The organism is Microbulbifer sp. YPW16, assembly GCF_021290385.1.
Lineage (GTDB): Bacteria > Pseudomonadota > Gammaproteobacteria > Pseudomonadales > Cellvibrionaceae > Microbulbifer > Microbulbifer zhoushanensis.
Genome location: NZ_CP089928.1, coordinates 1,442,593 through 1,462,954, shown reverse-complemented (window position 1 = coordinate 1,462,954; position 20,362 = coordinate 1,442,593). Strand labels below are relative to the sequence as shown.

The 20,362-nt window shown below is 61.4% G+C and carries 3 protein-coding genes; all 3 read left to right on the top strand.

Annotated elements, in window-relative coordinates:
* The first annotated feature begins 1 nt into the window (after nt 1).
* Nucleotides 2-1,378 (top strand): AgmX/PglI C-terminal domain-containing protein, encoded by a 1,377-nt coding sequence (locus tag LVE68_RS06235; RefSeq protein WP_233006164.1) that lies wholly within the window; start codon nt 2-4, stop codon nt 1,376-1,378.
* 380 nt (nt 1,379-1,758) lie between these two features.
* The gene (locus LVE68_RS06230) at nt 1,759-14,754 is read left to right on the top strand and encodes an isopeptide-forming domain-containing fimbrial protein (protein ID WP_233006163.1); all 12,996 of its coding nucleotides are present in this window, start codon (nt 1,759-1,761) and stop codon (nt 14,752-14,754) included.
* An 8-nt stretch (nt 14,755-14,762) separates the two neighbouring features.
* Entirely contained in the window at nt 14,763-19,967 is a 5,205-nt protein-coding gene (locus LVE68_RS06225; protein ID WP_233006161.1) for an OmpA family protein, read from the top strand.
* The last annotated feature ends 395 nt before the right edge of the window (nt 19,968-20,362 follow it).

The window sequence follows — 20,362 nt, the reverse complement described above, 5'->3', positions numbered from 1 at the left end:
CGTGAGTAAATTAGATCAACAAAAGCAGGCGGTCAGCGGCGAGCTGGAAGAGGTACGCCGGCGGATTCGCGGACTGGAAGGCGAGCAGAGCCAGGTCGAGGCGAAGCTGGCAGACCTGGTTGCAGAGTCCGAGCAGTACCAGCTGCTGGCCGATATTGCGGAAAAGCTCCAGCGGCTGGATGAAACCGGTCACAGTGAGATGTTCTGGTCTGATGACTTCAGCCAGAGTGCCTCCCGTGCGGTGGTTGATCGTGTCCAGCGCAAGGTCAGCGTCTACGAAACCAACCTCGAGATGCTCGAGGAGCGGCGTCGGCGGATCCAGGAAAAGATCGAACATTACGAAGAGGATATCCTCGAGCTCGATGACCGCGCCGAACAACTGCGCCGCGCGGAAGAGGATGCTAAGTTCGAGTTCGAGGTAACCCGCGACCTGGTGCTGTCCGACAGTCGCGTACCGGTGATGCCCTGGCATACCCAGAGCGATGACGACAAGCGCTTCCGCCGATGCCTGCTGGTATCCCTGTTGCTGGCCCTGTTCCTGGGTTATGGCATACCGCTGTGGACGGTCCCCGAGCCGGAAGATGATGTGGTGGAGATTCCCGAGCGCCTGGCCAAGCTGGTGATCGAGAAGAAAAAGAAACCCAAGCCTCCGCCCGAGCCCAAGAAAAAGGAAGAGAAAAAGGACGAGAAGAAACCTGAGCCCGAGAAGCAGAAGGTAGCCAAGGAAGAACCCAAGCCCGTCAAGGCGGAGAAGAAGCAGGCCCGCAAGAAGGCTGAGCGCTCCGGCGTGCTGGCGTTCAAGGATAACTTCCAGGACCTCATCGAGGATGACCTCGACAACCGCCTCGGCGAGCGCACCCAGCTCAGCACCGCGGGTAAGAAGGAAAATCGCAGCCAGCGTTCCCTGATTACTGCAGCGGCCAAGAGCGACAGCGGTGGCATTGCCAGTGCCAATATAAGCCGCAATGTCGGTGGTACCGGCTCGTCGATGGAGGGTGTCGCCTTCTCCCGGGTTGAGAGTTCCATTGGTAGCGAAGGTGACTTCGCCGGCGAGGAGCGTCCGCTCAGTGATGGTACCGGGCCTTCCCGTACGGACGAAGAAATCCAGATCGTCTTCGACCGTTACAAGGCTTCCCTGTACCGTATCTATAACCGGGAGCTGCGTAAGAACCCGGCCCTCCAGGGTAAGATGGTCCTGAAATTGACGATCGAGCCGGATGGTTCCGTGTCTGCCGTGAGTGTCGAGTCCAGCGATATGGACTCCCCGGCACTGAACAGCAAGATTACGGCGCGGGTGAAGCGGTTTAACTTCGGTCCGAAGGCCGGGGTGCCAACCATCACCATCCTGTATCCCATCGACTTCCTGCCGGCGGGCTGATCCCGCCATCGGCCCTTCTCCTCATTTGAGGAGAGGGGCTTCCCTCTTCTAGCGAGTCCCGCGTTCTGCAGATCCTGTAACTACTGCCTGCCTTCAGTTTGTCCTGCTCATAGCTCCCCTAGCTGTGAGAACTGTGTGGCAAAGTTATTGGAAAGAATTCTACAAAATCCAATTTAGACCTGCTTCACGGCCTGTAAGTTCCGCTATCTATAAAGTCCGCTCCGCGGGCGTGCCAGCCCGTATGGCAGCCCAGTAGGGTTGCTGTTTTATGGGTGTCCAAAAGGGTGGTCGAGTCAGTGGCGCAGAAGTCGAATGCAATAGGTTGGACAGGATTCCAGAGGGTTCTCGCAGGAGCGGTTTTCTCCTGTGCGGCAAGCCTGTTGCCGTTTTCTGAAGCCGAGGCTGCACTGAATTGCCAGGCCGGGGGTAGCCTGCCCCAGGTAGTAGGTATCGACGGGGACAGCTACTGTGAGCTATGTGGCGAAGGCCAGGTAACTGTCCGCGTCCGTAACCCTTCGAATGAACCGCTGGAAAACATCTCTCTCGACATTGACCTCGATAATCCCCAGTTGGAGTATGCAGGCAGCATATCTGTCAACGGTGGAGCGATCACTGGCGGAGCACCGGTCGATGGTGATGATGGCCTTTCCATTGAACTGACTGACATAGGTGCTTCGTCGCCAGCATTCTGCAGTGACGGAAATGTATTCGATAACCAGTGTGATTTTATCGAACTCAGCTTCAATGTCCGCAGTCGCCCTGGTAGTGAGGAAAGCCTGGTGGCAGCACCGCTGTCCCGCAGTATCTCCGCCAGCGCCAGTTACCAGTACTGCGGTAGTGAAACTGGAACCAGCTCTGACTCTGAAATCCTGGACCTGCAGGAACCCATCCCGCAGATCCAGAACCAGGGTCGCAACGTCGATGCAAACCAGACCAACTGGAGTAACGATGTCTACGGCAATATCAATGACGATGTGGTCTGGCGGGTGCGGATCAACAATACCGGTGATGCGCCGATGCAGGATGTGCGCCTGGATACCCTGGTGCCGGACCCGAATACCGATATTGAATACGCCTGCCCGTCACAGGCCTCGGCACTGGCTATCGCCAATAATAATGGTACGCGACCGGTTGGATCCTCCTGTATCAACGCTGGCCAGACCCTCAATGATTTTACGGTCGACGACCCGTTTGGTGTGACTGGCGATGTGGACGTGGGCATCAATGGTACCAATGTGCTTTACCTGGTGGGCAAGGTCACCAGCTCCTGCCAGAACTCAACTAATGTGGTGGACGACCTGCAATGGGGTTGCGAGGTAACCAACAACGGTCCCGGGGGTATCTTCGATCCTGCTACCGGGAATGTGGGTAACCAGCCGGAGACCGAAGACCTGATAGCCCTGTCGAACAACAACCTCAATGTTTCTGTGGAGTTCACCGGCACCAATACTGCGCAGCCACTGGGAGCCGCAGGTTTTGTCACCATTACCCTGAATAACCAGAGTGGCGGCTCTGTAAAAGACATAGTATTTACCAGTGACCTTCCTGACGAGTATGTGGTTGATACCACCTACACTCCGCAGATACTGGGAGGTAGTGTTACCCGGGGGGTTGATGGTGGGCACGGTGCTAGTTATGCCGGATCTTTCCCGGGAATGGTGGACGAGCTCCAATGGCGGGTAGGCTCAACCTGGAACCAGTGGGATGCAGATCCCCTGAACAATAACCAGCCTGAATTCAGGTTACTGAGCAGCACCACTCACCCGGACTATCCAGATCAGCTCAATATGATGCGTCATGGGGACCAGATCCGGGTCCGCTTTCGTATAGTGACAGTCGAGCGTGATTTTTACGATGTGGTCGCAGACCTGGACAACCCGGAAGAAAACGTCGCGACCGGAACAGATCCGGACAGCAATATCCCAATTGGTGATAATATCCTCAGCATTGACTGGGAAGATTTCTGCTCAACCAACAACCCGCCGACTCAAGTAGTGAACACGCCGGTCACGCCGGACCCGGAAGACCTGGATGTCTCGACAATTTATCCTCTTTATATTGTCAGGGACTCAGGTACCTCGCCGCTGACTGTGGATATCACCAACAACGGTGGGCACGATGCCGATGACTACGCAGTATACGTGACCTTTGGTGAGGCAATGACGGTTCTCAATAACGACCGCAACTGCCTGGAAGTTGGTAACCCGCCCGTACATCCAGTCTGGAATGATCCTGACTATATCCCGGCATCGGCGACTGTCTATCGTTGTACGGCGGCGGACCTCGGCGTCGTCGCTCCGGGCACAACAGAGCGAGTCGTATTCGAGGTGGAAAAGAACCACAACGCCGGGGACGACGACCTCACCTTTCGCGCCGATGTGGTGGGTGAAATCACTCTAGACGACGGTACTGCGCTGGGCTTCCCTGAACCGGCAGATGTCAGTCAGACCACACCGTCAAAACAACTGGCCAATAACTACACACTCGATGGTGATCGCGCCCGGGTGCTGGGCTTTAACCTGGTCAAGCGTACCCGTGGCCAGTGCACGGAACTCAATGAGCCTGGCTTTAGCAATGACCTGGTGATTCCCGGGGAGGATTGCACGGTTGAGATCCAGGCTGGTGGCTGGTTCGGTTTTGACACGCCGGGCTACACCTTGATTGAGGTCAATACGGTCTCTTTTGGTGATGACCTGCCGGATGGACAGGGTTATATAGCCGACACTCCACTTACATGTAATGACGTCACGCTGCCTGATCCCCTCTCGCAGTGCACTGAACTCAGCGCCAGTAATTCCATCAGTGAACTGGGGGGCCTTAACAGTGCCCTGAGCGAAGTGGATCCGCTGTGGGAAGTCAGCGGGGCCATCGATGTGCGTAATCGCTGGTTCCTCACAGACCTGACCAGCCGCTTCCTGAATGACCCGGTGGATACAGTGGCTGCCCCCAACGAGCATGCTGCGGTCAGCACCGACTTCGCGAGGTCGGCCTTTGCAGCGGTTTTCGAGACCGGAGGGGTGCGGGAAACCGTGATCGTCGACAATGCTGCCGGCGTACCGGCGGACATCCCTGGTTACCCCGCCGAGGACGAATGGCGGGTGGACCTGACGATCAGCGAGCCATTTATAGAGGTTGAGAAGCAGGTCTGTAATGAGGCGATTTATGGTCTTGGTACCAGCTGCAGTAATTTTGTCGACCTTACCGACGAGGGCCACCGTGACCAGACCTACATCTTCCGGTTAACGGTCACCAACCGCCAGTCTGATGCCGGTGTGAATCGGGCGCCCGCCTACGACCTGGTGATTACCGATACCCTGGATGCGTCCGGCCAGATGTGTGTGGAGCCCCTGGACGCGGACGGCATCGATAACGATGGTGACGGTATTGCTGAGACCATCGCCGGAGACGATGGCCTGGTGGGCCTGGCTGCCAACCAGAATGACTATGATCCCGCTGCCAACTGTGCCGATGGGGGCACGCCTGCGGTGATCACCTTCTCTTACAACCAGTCCGCGGCCCTCGAGCGCCTGAATCCCGGCGAGTCAGTCGAGCTCTTTTACCGGGTCAAGCCCCACCCGACAGTGGCACCGCAGCAGCTGTTTACCAATACCTTCTTTGCCCGTTACGACAGTCTCGAGGGGGATTTCGGTAGCCAGAACACGCCCCGGATCGACAGTGATGGTGATAATGATGGCATCGCCGATGGCACTCCGGAGGCGGGGCGCGCGCGCCATTACCGCTCCGCGGATGCAGAAGCGCAGATGCGCATTATCGAGGTCCGGGCGCAGCCCAAGGCGGCGGTCGAGCTGTCCAACGGTACTGCGAGTGGTGGCAGCCGCGACACCGCCGTGGTCGGTGAGGAAATCCATTACCAGCTCACCACCCAGATTCCCGCATCCAAACTGCGCAATTTTATCATCCGGGATAACCTGCCGCCGGGGATGCGCTGCGTCGATGCGCCCGTGGTGGACCTGGATGCCGCCCCCTACGATGTTGCGGGCTTTGTGCCGGGCGGTGAGATTACCCCGACCTGTACCAGCACCGGCAGTAACGACTATGTGGAGTGGGATTTCGGCGACCAGGAAGTGACCATGGTTTCCGGCAGCCTGTTTGATTTCCAGATTGAATTTATCGCCCGGGTCGAGAACAGCCAGTTCACCAATGACGGCGATATCCTGGTCAATGGTGGCAATGGCACAGTGGCAGATGCGCGTTATATCGACCAGGGTGGCAACCCGGTGGTGGTACCGTTCGAGGCCCACGAAGTGGAAGTGCTGGAACCGGCCATCGCGCTGACCAAGTCATTTGCTGTTACAGAAGCCGATGCGGAAGATGTACTGACGGTGACGGTAACTGCGGAAAATACCGGCTCGGCGACCGCCTACAACCTGCAGGTGCTGGATGACCTCGTCGACAGTGGTCTGGTTTACCTGGGTAATATCGGTGGCAACGATCCGCCCGAGAACGCCGATACCACAACCGTAGGTGCCAACTCGCCGATCTTCAGTTGGAACCCGGCAAGCGCCGGTTACGGAATCGCGCCCGGGCAGAGTCGTAGTTTCACCTTTGATGTCCAGGTGGAACAGGATGTGGCCCCCCATGAGATCCTCGACAATACCATCGAGGGGCGCTGGCAGTCGCTGCCGTCGCGGGACATCGCCCTGAACCCGGCCGGACAGATTGGCGCGGCTGGTGCCGCAGACGGCATGCGTGTCGGTGTGCTGCCCAATGCCGCCGATCCTGTCAATGATTACGAAACCAGTGCCGCAGGCCAGACCGAGGTGCCGCCACTGGCACTGTCGAAGTCCGACCTGGACCCGGCCGTGATACCAACCATCGGTGCGCACAAACAGTTCCAGCTGGAGGTCCGCCTGCCGGAGGGGGTCAGTGAAAATGTCACGGTAACCGACCAGCTGGCCAGCGGTTCGGCGAGCTATGTGCTGACGCACAACGCCGACTTTGACATCACCTACGAATTTGTCGGCATCGAGGCCATCAACGGCCAGGCCCCGGCAGAGGCCGCGTTCAACGCTATTCCCGGAAACGACACAGCCAACAACGCCACCTGGAGTATCGGCCAGGTGGATACCGAAAGTGAAAATGACACTGCCGGCAACCGCATCGACCCGCTCATCCGCATCACCTATTTCGCCCGGGTCGACAACGAGATCATTTCCACAGATGCGGGGGACTCCCTGCAGAATGGTGCCAACCTGAATTACCTCGACGGCGAGAGCGGTACAACACGGAATGTCACGGATAATACCTCGCCCGTTACTGCGGTGGAGCCGCAGCTGGATATCACCAAGGCAGTGACCAACACGACGGGCGATCCCGCCCTGGCGCAGGGCGGCGATGTGCTGGAGTATGTCATCACCGTTACCCACAGCGGATCCACGGCGGATGCATTCGATCTCAACCTGGTCGACGACCTGCCTCCGGAGCTGCGCCTGGATGACAGCTTTACCCCCACCGCCACGGTCGATGGCAACCCGGTAGCAGGCTTCGAGCCGGTGCCCGCAGGTACGCCGGGTGGTCCCCTGAACTGGGGTCGCGACAACGGCGACAACAGCCTCGACCTGCCACTGGGCAGCACCCTGGAGCTGACCTACCGGGCCACGGTGGAATCAGTCTTTGGCCAGCCGGTGGTCAACAGCGTAGTGCTGGACTGGACGTCGCTCGATGACAGTGAGACCAATGGTGATGCCTACGAGCGTCACGGCATCGGCTGCCCGGTTACCAGTGCGCCCAACGACTATTGCGCCGGGCCGGCCGAAGCCCCGATCAATACCGAGGATAATAGCGGCCTGGACAAGCAGGTGGTTGCCGACAGTTACGCAGATCCCGCCGACAGCACCCTGCGCGTAGGGGATACCGCGACCTATCAGCTGCTGGTTAATGTACAGCCCGGCACCACCAACGCGGTAGTGATCACTGATGTACTGCCGGCCGGCCTTACGCTGGACTCCTTCAGCATCAATGGTGATGACGCGGCGCCTTACAGTGCCGGTGGCGGTTACAGTTACACGGATATCCCCGGGGCCAGTGTTCCGGCGGCCGGGGATACCGGCACACTTGTCTGGAACCTGGGGGATGTCACACGGGAGCTGGGCACTGCGACACCGCTGGTGATCGAGTATGTTGCCCGGGTGACCGAAGACAGCGGCATCCCCCACGTGGCCAGCACTGCGCTGACTAATACGGCCAGCCTGACTTACACCGACGCCAGCGGCAACCCGCCGGCGAGCGATCCGCGGCTCGAGAGCAGCGCCACGATTACGGTGGTCCAGCCCCTGCTCGATAACCTGGCAAAGACCGATCGCGACGGTCGCAGTAGCCCCTACATGGTCATGGACCTGGCCAGCGAAGTGATGCGCTTCCAGCTGCGGGCATGTAATGCCGGCGACGCACCGGCCTACGGCCTGCAGTTGACCGATGACCTGCCGGCGGAGATGGACCAGGCCTCGATTGCCAACCTGGAGCTGCGTATCGGCGGTACGCCAGTGGACCCGGCCGACTACACCTACACTGCACCGGCTGCCCGCGGTGAAGACATGCTGTTCGCGCTGGATACGCCCGTCGACCCGGGGCAGTGCCTCGAGATTGATTACGATATCGGTTTTTACACCGATGTCGGAGGTGGGCAGGACTGGACCAATACCTTCACTGTGGATGAATACTGGTCGCTGCCTCCGCGCGACGCGCAACAGTATGGTCCGGTGGTCGTACCTGAACCCTTCCAGATGAACACCGCACCCACCAGTGTCGACCCGCTGCAGAAGATCCTGCTGCAGCCAGCCGACGGCACCGCCGTGGTGGGTGAGGAAGTCGTCTACCAGCTGCTGGTGCCGGCCGAGGACAGTGCCTCGGCCATCTATGACGTGGTCATCACCGATACGCTTGATCCCGCACTGGAAATCACCGGCATTGCTGAAATCAGTGGCAACGGCCTGACAGTGGATGACACCAATACCAGCGGCAATAACCTGGACCTGCGTATCGACCTGTTGCCCGCCGGCACCCGCGCCCAGATTGAAATCCGTGCACGTGTCGCCAACAACAGCACTACCCAGGCGGGCTACAGTTTCGAAAACGTGGCCAGCTACACCTATGCGGAGTTCGATGGTGGCCCCGCGATCGATGGCGGGGCAGGGAATTCAGGTCCGCTCACCATTATCGAGCCGCAACTGGCCCTGGCAAAAATCATCGACAACCAGACTGCCCCCGGCGACGCACCGGATGCCGGCGATATCCTGCGACTGACGCTCGATATCAGCGAGGCGGGCGGTGCAGGCAGCGCCGATGCGTTTGACCTGTTGGTGCGGGAGCAGTTGTCGCTGGGCCTCGAGTTTGTCACCGGTTCCGCCACTTTTGCCGGGGCGGCCCTGGCCGATCCGGCAGTGACCGGGGACGGTACTGCCACGGCGCAGCAGCTCACCTGGGATGTTTCCGGTAGTGACCTGGATATCCCTGCCGCCTCGACTGTACAGCTGGTCTACGATGTGCGGGTAACGGATGCTGTACTGGCGTTGACGGACCTCACAAGCACAAGCCGTATCGAATGGACCAGCCTGGACGACGATAACAGCGGTCCCTACGAGCGAAATGGTACTGCCACGCCGGCCCTGAACGATTATTTCATCGACGGTCAGATTGCCGCACTGGCTGCCGCCAACGACAGCGTCATCGCCAAGAACCGCCTCAGTGACAGCTTCAACACTGCCGATAACCAGCTGCGGGTCGGTGACCTGGTGGAATACGAAGTGCGTGTCACCCTGCAGGAGGGCAGTCACCCGAATTCTGTCCTTACTGATACCCTGCCACAGGGTATGGTGTTCGCCGGCACCCTGGCCGTGAATGGTGACACCAGTGCGCCGTTTGCGGCGGTTGCTCCCTTCACTCACAACGAGATCGCCGAGCCGGTCCAGGGCGGCGATCCCGTCACCGGCCCGACCACGGTTAGCTGGGACATTGCGGACCTGGTGAATGCTGGCGATAACGACGCCGCCAACGACGAATTCATTATCCGCTACCGGGCACGCGTGCTGAACCAGGATGTTCACCCGTGGCCGGCCAGTAACACACCTCTCACGAACAATATCGAATTTACCCGCGATATTGCCGGTGGCAGTGACAGCCTCGCCGGCAGTGAAACGCTGGGCCTGCTGCAGCCGGAACTGGCGGTGGCAATGAGCTCCAGCCCGGCTGATGGTGCGACCCTGGCATCCGGCGACACCATCGACTACACCGCGACCGTGACCAACAACGGCTCTGCACCGGCCTATGACCTGGTCTTCCGCGACCTGGTCCCGGTAGGCCTGCGGCAGGGCGGCGTTACGGTGCAATCGACCATCGTCAACGGTGCCAATATCGCCGACGTGGCGCCTGCCTATGATGCCGCCACCGGTGAGGCTGTGTGGGACTTTGGCGGGGGGACCGGCTACGCCATCGCACCGGGTGAGTCGCTGCAGATGACCTACCGGGTCCAGGCGGATGACAACCTGGGTGCCGGGCTTTCGATCGAGAATGGTGCTTACGCAGAGGTGTATTACTCACTGGATGACGACGACCTGCCGGGCCTGGCGGGGTTGTCGGCAGATGTGGGTATGCGTGAGGATTATGGTCCCACTACTCCCGTCGGCGTGCAGTTCAATACCCCCAGTGCCGAGGACCTGCTGATCGAGAATACCCAGCCGACGGCCTCGATTGGTGAGCCATTCGCGTATCGGGTCACCATTCCGGGTACCAGCCAGGGTGCCGCCCTCAACGACGTACAGGTATTGCTGGACCTGGGAGCCTCCTCGGCAGACCTGGTGTTTGTCGGTGCAGTGAAAGTGTCCGGCAGTGGGGAATTCTCCCCGGTAAATACCGGTTCGGGAACTGATCTGGTGATTGAGGACACCACTAATGGTATTGATGTGCCGGCCAACGAGGCCGTTGTCATCGATGTGATAGTTCGCCTGCGAGACAGTAATCCACCCAACATGGAAGGCCTGGGCTTCACCAACAGTGCCACTTATCGCTATAACTTCGATAACGATAATACGGCTGCAGGGCAGGGTACCGGTGGCGGTAATACCACGGCCGAAATGACGGTTGTAGAGCCCACTGCACTGACACTGGTCAAGGCTGGTCCGGCCAGTGTGCAGTCGGGCCTGCCGGGCACTTTCGTGCTCGATATACACAACACCGGTACCGGCCCGGCATGGGATATCAACATCACTGATATCCTGCCGAATCCCGACCCGGGCGGTATGTGCGAGACCCCACCGGAAAACTTTGTAGCGGAAATCTTGGATGCGGGTGGCAGCCCGCTGGCCTCTCTGGCCCCAGGCGCTGATTTCACAACCGCGTTTGACGAAGCGACCTGTGTCTTGACCCTTACCTCGGTCGGTAGCAATGCAATGGTGCCTGCGGATCACCACTTGCGCTTCAGCTACGATGCCATCCTGGATCCCGATACACAGGATGGTGACGAGCTGACCAATGTTGCCGGGGTGGAGCGCTGGTATAGCTGGGACAGTAATGGTCCGGATGCGCGCGAGTACAGCCGCCCGGCGCCCGTTGACGGCAGCCCCGGCGTTTTGGACCACGAAGATGCATTTACCACCACTGCGGCGGTGCCGAATATTACCTTCCAGCAATCTGTGGCAAACATCACTGCAGGCGATAGCCCCGCCAGTAGCGCCAGCCCGGGCGATGTGCTGGAGTACACACTGACGCTAAACAATCTCAGCGACCTGGAGGTGACCGGTGTCAGCCTTACCGATGAACTGGACCGCCTGAATAGCTTGCCGTTCTATGCACCCGGGTCGCTGCAAGTGGTAACCCTGCCGGCGGGAGCGGATGCCTCCGCCACTGATGCTACTTCAGGTACGGCCGGCACAGGCCGGCTGGAAGTGCGTGACCTGCAGCTCGGTGCAAGTGGCTCCGGCTCGGAAAGGGTAGAAGTGGTCTACCAGGTAAGCCTGGCGCCGGTGATCGACAGCTTGTCTGAGGTACTCAACCAGGCCCAGGCGCAGCTACCTGGGCAGACACCGATCTACAGTGATGACCCGAACATCAATGGTGCAGATGATCCCGACGTGGCCGGTGATGAGGATCCGACCCGGGTGGTGATCGAATCCGCCCCGGCATTCGTGATTGAGAAAACTTCCGGAGACATCAGCGGGGATCCAGAGCTGCTGTTAGCGGGCGATAGCCTGCGCTACACGCTGCGGGTACGCAACATCGGTGATGAAAACACCAGTGAAGCACTCTTACGTGACCAGGTGCCCGCAAACACCACTTACGTTGTAAATTCCACCACGCTAAATGGTGTGGCGGTACCAGACGTGGATAGCAGCACGCCCCTGGCATCCGGAATGCCGCTCTCCTCGCCCGGATCAGTAGAGGGGGTATTACTGGCCGATCCCGGCAATTCCGGTGATGGTGAAGCTGTCATCACTTTCGAGGTGACCGTCAACGATGTCAATGACGGTACCCTTGTCTCCAACCAGGGCTTCCTGAACGGCGCGGGAGCGGGAAGCGGTGCTTTTGATGAAGTCCCATCCGATGACCCGGGCACCGATACGCCAGCTGACCCCACCATTGATATTGTCGGTGACGTTCCGTTGCTGGTTGTGCAGAAGAGTGTCGCGATTCAGGAGGATAACCTTACCGCTGGTATTGTCGACCCGGGTGATACACTGCGCTACACGATTACCGTCAATAATATCGGTGGTGTGGATGCCACCGAGGTGGAATTGACCGACCTGATTCCGGCCAGTACCAGCTACGTTTCTGGAAGCACCACACTGAACGGTAGCACCGTGAGCGACAATGGCGGTGGTGAAGCCCGGATCGCCACAGGCCTGCCTGTTTCCTCCGCTGACCTGACGCCAGCTCTGCCGGGCGCGGCCGAGGGCATCATCAGCTCAGGGCAGGCTGCCACAGTCGTATTTGATGTACGTGTTGATTCGGGCGCTGCGACTGGTACGGTGATCAGTAACCAGGGCAGTGTGAGTACGGTTGAACTCCCGTTGACACTGACTGACGCCGACGGAAACCCGTCCAATGGCGCCCAGCCTACCGAAGTAGTAGTGGGGGATGCGCAGCAGCTTTCCATCGTCAAGGAAGTGGCGGTCGTTGGTGGAGGTGCCGCCGAGGCTGGGGTGACGCTGGAGTACCTTGTCCGCGTGACCAATATCAGTGCGGTTCCGATAAGCCAGTTGGTAATCACTGATGACCTGCTGACAGCGGGCGAGGGCGTACTCACATACGTTGCAGACTCGGCCGTGCTGAATGGACAGGCCGGAGGCATTACCGTTGATGGCCCGGTAATCACTGCCGACTTTGCTGCGACCTTCGGTGACCTTCCCGTCGGTGACTCCGCCACGCTACGTTTCCAGGCGAAGTTGGGTGCGGATCTCGAGACAGGTTACACGGTGGTCAACACCGCGACCGCCCAGTGGAGTGACCCTCCTGTAAGCGAACTGGCGAGTGTCGCCATCGATGTGGGTGGCACGCCGGGTATTGCCAACCTCGGCGGCTATCTCTGGCACGACATCAACTTCAATGGTCAGCGAGACGCAGACGAGCAGATACTGCCCAACTGGACCGTGGAGCTTCACTTCAACGGTGTTCCGCAGGAGACACTGCAGAGCGACGAGAACGGTTACTTCCAGTTCGACGGCCTGGTACCTAACGGCACTGGTGGCCCGGAGTACGAGTTGCGCTATGTTGCGCCCTCTGCCGGTGCCAACACGGCGTCACTGGGTAATGCGGATTCCGACTTCACCAACGGCCCGCAGCAGATCACCGAGATCTTTGTTGGCTCGGGTACCAACCCGCAGGACCTGAACCTGCCGCTGACGCCGAATGGCGTGGTGTATGACTCGGTGCTGCGTGCTCCAGTGTCCGGTGCCATCGTCACCATGCTGCACGTGCAGAGCGGGGCGGAAGTGCCGGACGCCTGCTTCGATGATCCGAAGCAGCAGGGCCAGGTGACCAGTGCCGGCGGCTATTACAAGTTCGATATCAACTTCAGCAGTGCCGGCTGCCCGGCCAACGCCGATTACCTGATCCAGGTTCAGTTGCCCGGTGAGGACTACGTAGCGGGCGAGTCGGCGATTATCCCGCCGCAGACCAATGTGGATACCGCCGGCTTCGATGTGGCGGCCTGCCTGGGCAGCGCCGCGGATGCGGTGCCGGCGACGGCGGACTATTGTGAGGCACAGGCATCCCCGACCCTGCCGCCGCTGGATATTGATGCGCGCAGCCCGGAGACGGATTACTACCTGCGCCTGACGCTGGATGACAACCAGGTGCCGGGAGAGAGCCAGCTGTTCAACAACCACATTGCAGTGGATCCGCAGCTGGATGGGGCACTGTCGATCACCAAGACGGCGGCGATGCTGAACGTTACCCGCAGCCAGCTGGTGCCGTACACCATTACCTTCAGTAACTCGCTGGCAGTGCCGCTGACGGACCTGCAGCTGGTGGACTTCTTCCCGGCAGGCTTCAAGTACATCGCCGGCTCGGCCCGCGTCGATGGCGAGGCGATCGAGCCGGAGGTCAACGGCCTGCAGCTGAGCTGGTCGGGCCTGCGTGTCGACCCGGAGCAGACCCGCACAGTGAAGCTGTTGCTGGTGGTTGGTTCCGGTGTAGGCGAGGGCGAGTACGTGAACCGTGCGCGGCTGTTCAATGGCCTGTCCGGCCAGCAGTTGTCGGGCGAGGCCTCGGCCACGGTACGGGTGATCCCCGACCCGACCTTCGACTGTACCGACGTGATCGGCAAGGTGTACGACGACAAGAACATGAACGGCTACCAGGATGCCGGTGAGGGCGGTGTGCCCGGGGCGCGGGTGGTGACCGCCACCGGCCTCAATGCCACCACCGATGCCCACGGCCGTTTCCATATCACCTGTGCGGTGGTGCCGAACCAGGATCGCGGTTCCAACTTTGTGCTGAAGCTCGACGACCGCAGCCTGCCCAGCGGTTATCGTCTCACCACGGAAAATCCGCGGGTGCAGCGCGCCACGCGGGGCAAGATGATCAAGTTCAACTTCGGCGCCGGCCTGCACCGCGTGGTGCGCCTGGACCTGGCCGAGGCGGTGTTCGAGCCGCAGACCACCGAGCTGCGCCCGCAGTGGCACTCGCGCACGGAGCTGCTGCTGGAGAAACTGGCCGAGGCCCCGTCGGTACTGCGTCTGTCCTACCTGGCCGAGAATGAGGATCCGGCGCTGGTAGAGCGTCGCCTGCAGGCGATCAAGGCGCAGGTGGCCGAGGAATGGGCGGCCGAATACGGCGATTATGAACTGACCATTGAAACCGAGGTGTTCTGGAGGCGCGGTGCGCCCCCGGGCAGTGGGGATGGAATCGGGGGATGGGAGTGATGTCCTCTATGCAAAGTAACAAGCACAGTGCCTGCATGCGGGCCAAGACAGATAGCGGCATCAAGCCACAGGTCCCCGCGATGGCACTGCGTCCCCTGGCCCTGGCCGTGGCGGCCGTGCTGGCCCTGCCGCTGCAGGCCCAGGAATCCACCACTGCGGTGAGCGAACCGGCCTGGTGGGAAGTGTGGAAGCAGGTCCCGGGTCTCACCACCGATGTGGAGACCACGGCGGAGTACACCGAGCAGCCGGTGGGCAACAACACCGAGACCATGACCCTGGGCCAGCCGCGCCGGCAGTGGGTGCAGGATGCGTCGCTGTTCGTGGAGGCGATGGAGCCGGTGGTCGAGGAAAACGCGATCGGCCCGCTGCTGTATGAAAGCGTCGACGACGATATCAGCGAGGAGGCGGTTGCCGCCCTGCGGGAAAAACTCGCCGCCCTGGGTGAAGTCCATAACCTCCGCCTGCACTTTGTCGGCCATACCAGTGCGGGTTCGCTGAGCCAGCAGGAACTGGCGGAGTACCTGGACAAGGAAGAACTGTCCCGCGCGCGGGCGAAGCTGGTGGCGGAGTATATGCAGCTGTCGCTGGACCTGCCGGAAGACGCGGTCAGCTATGAAGGCCTTGGCGATGCCGAGCCGGCGGTGGAAAACATTACCAGTGTGGGGCGGGCGCAGAACCGCCGGGTGGAAGTGCGTCTGTCCTACGACGAGCTGGACGAGGCGGCACAGGCGGAAATGGCCCGCGCCCAGGCGCTGGACCTGAACCGCATCAAGGTGTGCCGTCAGGAGACCGTGTGCCGGCTGCGCTATGCCGATGGCAGCGACCAGCGTGCGCGGATCAAGAACCTGGTATCGCCGCTGCGCTGGGAGCCGGGCCAGGTAGACCTGCCTGAGGCCTTCGTGCGCCGTATCCGCGAGGTGCGCGCACAGATGGCCGATCGCCAGAACCTGGTGGTGCACTTTGTCGGCCACACCGATGGGCAGGCACTGCCGGAAGGCCCGGCGGAACTCTATGATAACCCGACGGCCCTGTCGCAGGCGGAGGCCCGCCGGGTGGCACTGGCGGTGCGGGATGCCCTGGGCCTGCCCGCTTACGCGGTGACTTTCACCGGCAAGGGGGCCAGCCAGCCGATCGCCGCCAACGATACCGCCAAGGGCCGCGCCCTGAACCGCCGGGTGGAAGTGGAGTTCTGGTACGACGACCTGATGGAAACCGCCGGTGACGGCATCCAGGCCTGCCCGGAAAATGCCGGCGCCGAGACCATCACCATCGCCCACGAATCCCCCAATACCACGCTGCCCACCATCCGCTTCGAGCAGGGCGACCCGGTTATCTCTGACGGCCAGCTGGCGGCGATCCGCAGTGTCATGAATGAAGTGGCAGGCAAGGCCAATGTGCGTGTGGGCTTTGTCGGCTACACCGACAACGAGCGCATGGAGCGCCGCGAGGCCATGGTCTACGGTGATGACGTGGGCCTGTCCCGGGCCCGCGCGCGCCGGGCGATGGAACAGGTGCAGCAGCGCCTCGCCCTCACCGACGAGCAGGTCACCTTCGAGGGCCGCGGTTACGTGCAGTCCGACGATGTGGTGTCCACCGGCTTTATCGAGATGGGCGGCGCCCGCGTGGAAGTGCAGGTGCTCTACGACGAACTGGCGGTACTGGCGGAGCAGGATCGCCTGGCCATCGAGCGCATCGACCGCGAGGCACAGGCCAACAATCCCTACGCGCTGAACCTGATGCGCATTACCGTCGACGGCAGTCCCGAGTACGACCCGTACCGCAACTCCGCCGACCTGCAGCGCTGTACCGACCTGGCACTGGAACAGGCCAATATCCAGTTCCGCTTCGACAACCAGAAAATGGCCCCGCGGCTCAACGTCAGCGCCTGGCCCACCACCGTGCGCTACGCCGACGACCCGGACACCGAGGTCGATGACAGCCGCGTCGAGTTCCAGCGCTACACCAACTATCCGGCCTTTATCGAGCGCGCGGAAGTGCGCGTGTTCGAGGAAGAGCAGTCCGTGCGCGACGAGCCGGTGGCCGTGGTGCCGCTGGACATCGACGGCCGCGGCGCCTGGAGCGCCGACATGGAGGCCTTCGAGGCGCCGCTGAAAAAACTCCAGTATGTACTGCGCGCCTATGATGATGCGGGTCGCTACGACGAGACCAAACCCCAGTCCCTGTGGCTGGTGGACCGGCTGGACCCGCCGCAGCAGGAAGCCGACCCGGAAGAGGAGCTGCTGGTGGGCTACGGTGAAAACCGCCTGGCCCGGCAGGGCATCCCGCTGGACGGCAACTCGGTGCTGGTGAACGGTGGCCAGATCCCGGAGGACCACACCGTATGGGTGGCGGGGCGCCCGGTGCCGGTCAGTGACAGCGGCGAGTTCGTGGCCGAGGAAATCTTTACCCGCGGCCTGCACACCGTGGAAGTGGCGGTGCTGGACGAGCAGGGCAACGGCGAGCTGTTCCTGCGCGACCTGCGCTTCCGCCGCAACGACTGGTTCACCGTGGGCATCGCCGACCTGACCATCGGCATCGACGACACCAACGGCCCGGCGTCACTGGTCACCGGTGACGAGACCCACTACGACAACTCGGTGAGTTACGACGGTCGCCTGGCGTTCTACACCAGCGGTGACTTCGGCGAGGGCTGGAACCTGTCCGCCAGCGCCGATACCGAAGAGGGTCCGGTGGACGAGCTGTTCTCCAACTTTATGGAGAAGACCCCGGATGCGCTGTTCCGCCGCCTGGACTCGGACCTCTACTACCCGACCTTCGGCGACGACTCCACCGTAGTGGAAGACGCACCGACCTCCGGCAAGTTCTACGTCAAGCTGTCCAAGTACGACGACTACGGCATGTGGGGTAACTTCAAGGCCTCCTACACCGACAACGAACTGGCCCACATCGACCGTGCCCTCTACGGTGCCAATGCGCACTACGAGACCGACGACGTCACCAGCTTCGGCGAAAAGCGCTTCGAGATCGATGGCTTCAGTGCCGAGCCCGGCACCATCGCCGGTCGCGACGAGTTCCGCGGCACCGGTGGCTCGCTCTACTTCCTGCGCCACCAGGACATCCTCGCCGGCTCCGAGCGGGTGCGGGTCGAGGTGCGGGACAAGGACTCCGGCCTGGTGCTGGGGGTCAAGAACCTGACCCCGGTGATCGACTACGACGTGGACTATATCCAGGGCCGCATCCTGCTGAACCGCCCGCTGTCGGCCATCGCCAGTGACAACCTGCTGATCCAGGACGGTTCCTACAACGGCAACCCGCAATACCTGGTGACCCGCTACGAATACACCCCGGGCTTCGAGGAGCTGGACACCCTGGCCGTGGGTGGCCGTGCCCACTACTGGCTGGGTGACCACGTGAAACTCGGTGTGAGCGGCAGCCAGCAGGATGAGGAAGACAACGAGTCCTCCCTGCAGGGCGTCGACCTGACCCTGCGCGCCAGTGCCGGCAGCTGGGTCAAGATCGAGTCCGCCACCAGCGAGGGCAATAACCTCGACAGCCTGTCCTCCCTCGACGGCGGCTTCAGCTTCAGCCGCAGCGGTGCGGATGGCTTCGACACCGTCGAGGCGCTGAACCCGGATCCCAAGGCCACCGCCAACAAGGTGGAAGGCAGCCTGCACCTGGGGGATGTGTTCGAGGGGGCGCGCGCTTCAGGTACCTTCTACCACCAGGAGCGCGAGGCGGGCTTTGCCGCACCGGGCCAGCTGGTGAACCAGGACACCACCCAGAGCGGTGCCAGCGTCAACCTGCCCATCGGCGAGCGCTTCGATGTGGGCGTAAAGGCCGACCAGCGCGAGCAGGAATACGGGCTGCAGACCTCCGCGGTCGACCTGTCCGTGGGCTACCGCATCAATGAGAAATGGCGGGTGACCACCGGTGGTCGCGCCGATACCCGCGAGGACTACTCACCGGTGGTGGCACCGACCCAGACCCAGGGTGACCGCACCGACGTGGCAGTGGAAGCGGCCTACAACTCCGGCGCCGACTGGAGCGCGTTCGGCTTCGTGCAGCAGACCATGGAAGTGACTGGTAACCGCGATGAAAACAACCGCGTCGGTCTCGGCGGCGCCTACCGGGTGAGCGAGCGCCTGACCCTCGACAGCGAACTGTCCGAGGGAGACACCGGCACCGCCGCGCGGCTCGGCACTGACTACCTGATCAGCGACCGCACCAACCTGTACCTGAACTACACCCTCGACAACGAGCGTACCGATACCGGCGTGCGTGCCCGCAAGGGCAACATGGCCAGCGGCTTCCGCAGTCGCTACTCCGACAGTCTGAGTGTCTACGGTGAGGAGCGCTACACCCACGGTGACGTCTCCACCGGCCTGACCCATGCCCTGGGCATGGACCTGGCGCCCAGCGACCGCTGGCATTACGGCACCAGCATGGAAGCTGGCACGCTGGAAGACCCGCGCACCGGTGCCCAGACCGAGCGCCGTGCCGTGGGCGCCAACGTCGGCTACAGCACCGAGGCGGTGCGCCTGTCGTCGGCGGTGGAATACCGTACCGACACCATGGAAACGCCGGTGGACGCGGACACCGTGACCGAGTCCGAGCGGGAGACCTGGCTGCTGAAAAACAATGCCAGCTACCAGCTCAACCCGAACTGGCGCCTGGTGGCGAAGCTCAACTACTCCGACAGCCAGAGCTCCCAGGGGCAGTTCTACGACGGCAAGTTCACCGAGGCGGTGATGGGCTACGCCTACCGCCCGGTAGACAACGACCGGCTGAACACGCTGATGAAGTACACCTACTTCTACAACGTGCCCACTGCCGGGCAGGTGACCGTGGAGAATACGGCGGCGGAGTTCATCCAGAAGAGCCATATCTTCTCCGTGGACGCCAGCTACGACCTGACGCGCCGCTGGACCCTGGGGGCCAAGTATGCGTACCGTCTGGGCCAGCTGAGCCAGGACCGGGTGGACCCGGAGTTCTTCGACAGCCGTGCGAGCCTGTACGTGCTGCGGGCGGACTGGCACTTCGTGCACGAGTGGGACCTGCTGATCGAGGGTCGTATGCTGGACCTGCCGGATGCACAGGACCGTCGGAGCGGCGCGCTGCTGGGTGTTTACCGGCATGTAGGGAAGCACCTGAAGGTAGGGGCGGGCTACAACTTCACGGACTTCTCGGATGACCTGACGCAGCTGGACTACGACAGCCAGGGGTTCTTCATCAACGTGGTGGGCAAACTGTAGCGCGCGTCAGGCGGGCTCCTGCAATGCGGTTGCAGGAGCCCGGTTTGTCGTACAGGCCTCTTACCATTCATGACCGGGCGCACAGCCCGGCACTTTTCCTGTTGTTACTGCTTTATACACCCTTTGGCCTGTGGTGGAATCTTGCTGCTGCTGGGCTGGCTCTGGGGTGCTCGATCCCAACTGACCCCGCCGCGCTGGCTAAAATATAATCGCTTCCTGCTCTTTGTCCCTTAAGAAAATGCCTGAAGTGTCCCTGAGAACTGCTTGGCATTCCTCAAAAAAATTCGTTTTGCGCGAAGTAATTTAGACCTGCTTCACGGCCTCCTTTCCTTTCTCTCGATAATGTCCGACAACCGGGCAGTGTCCGTCCGCCTGCTTGACTTGCAGGCGATTGG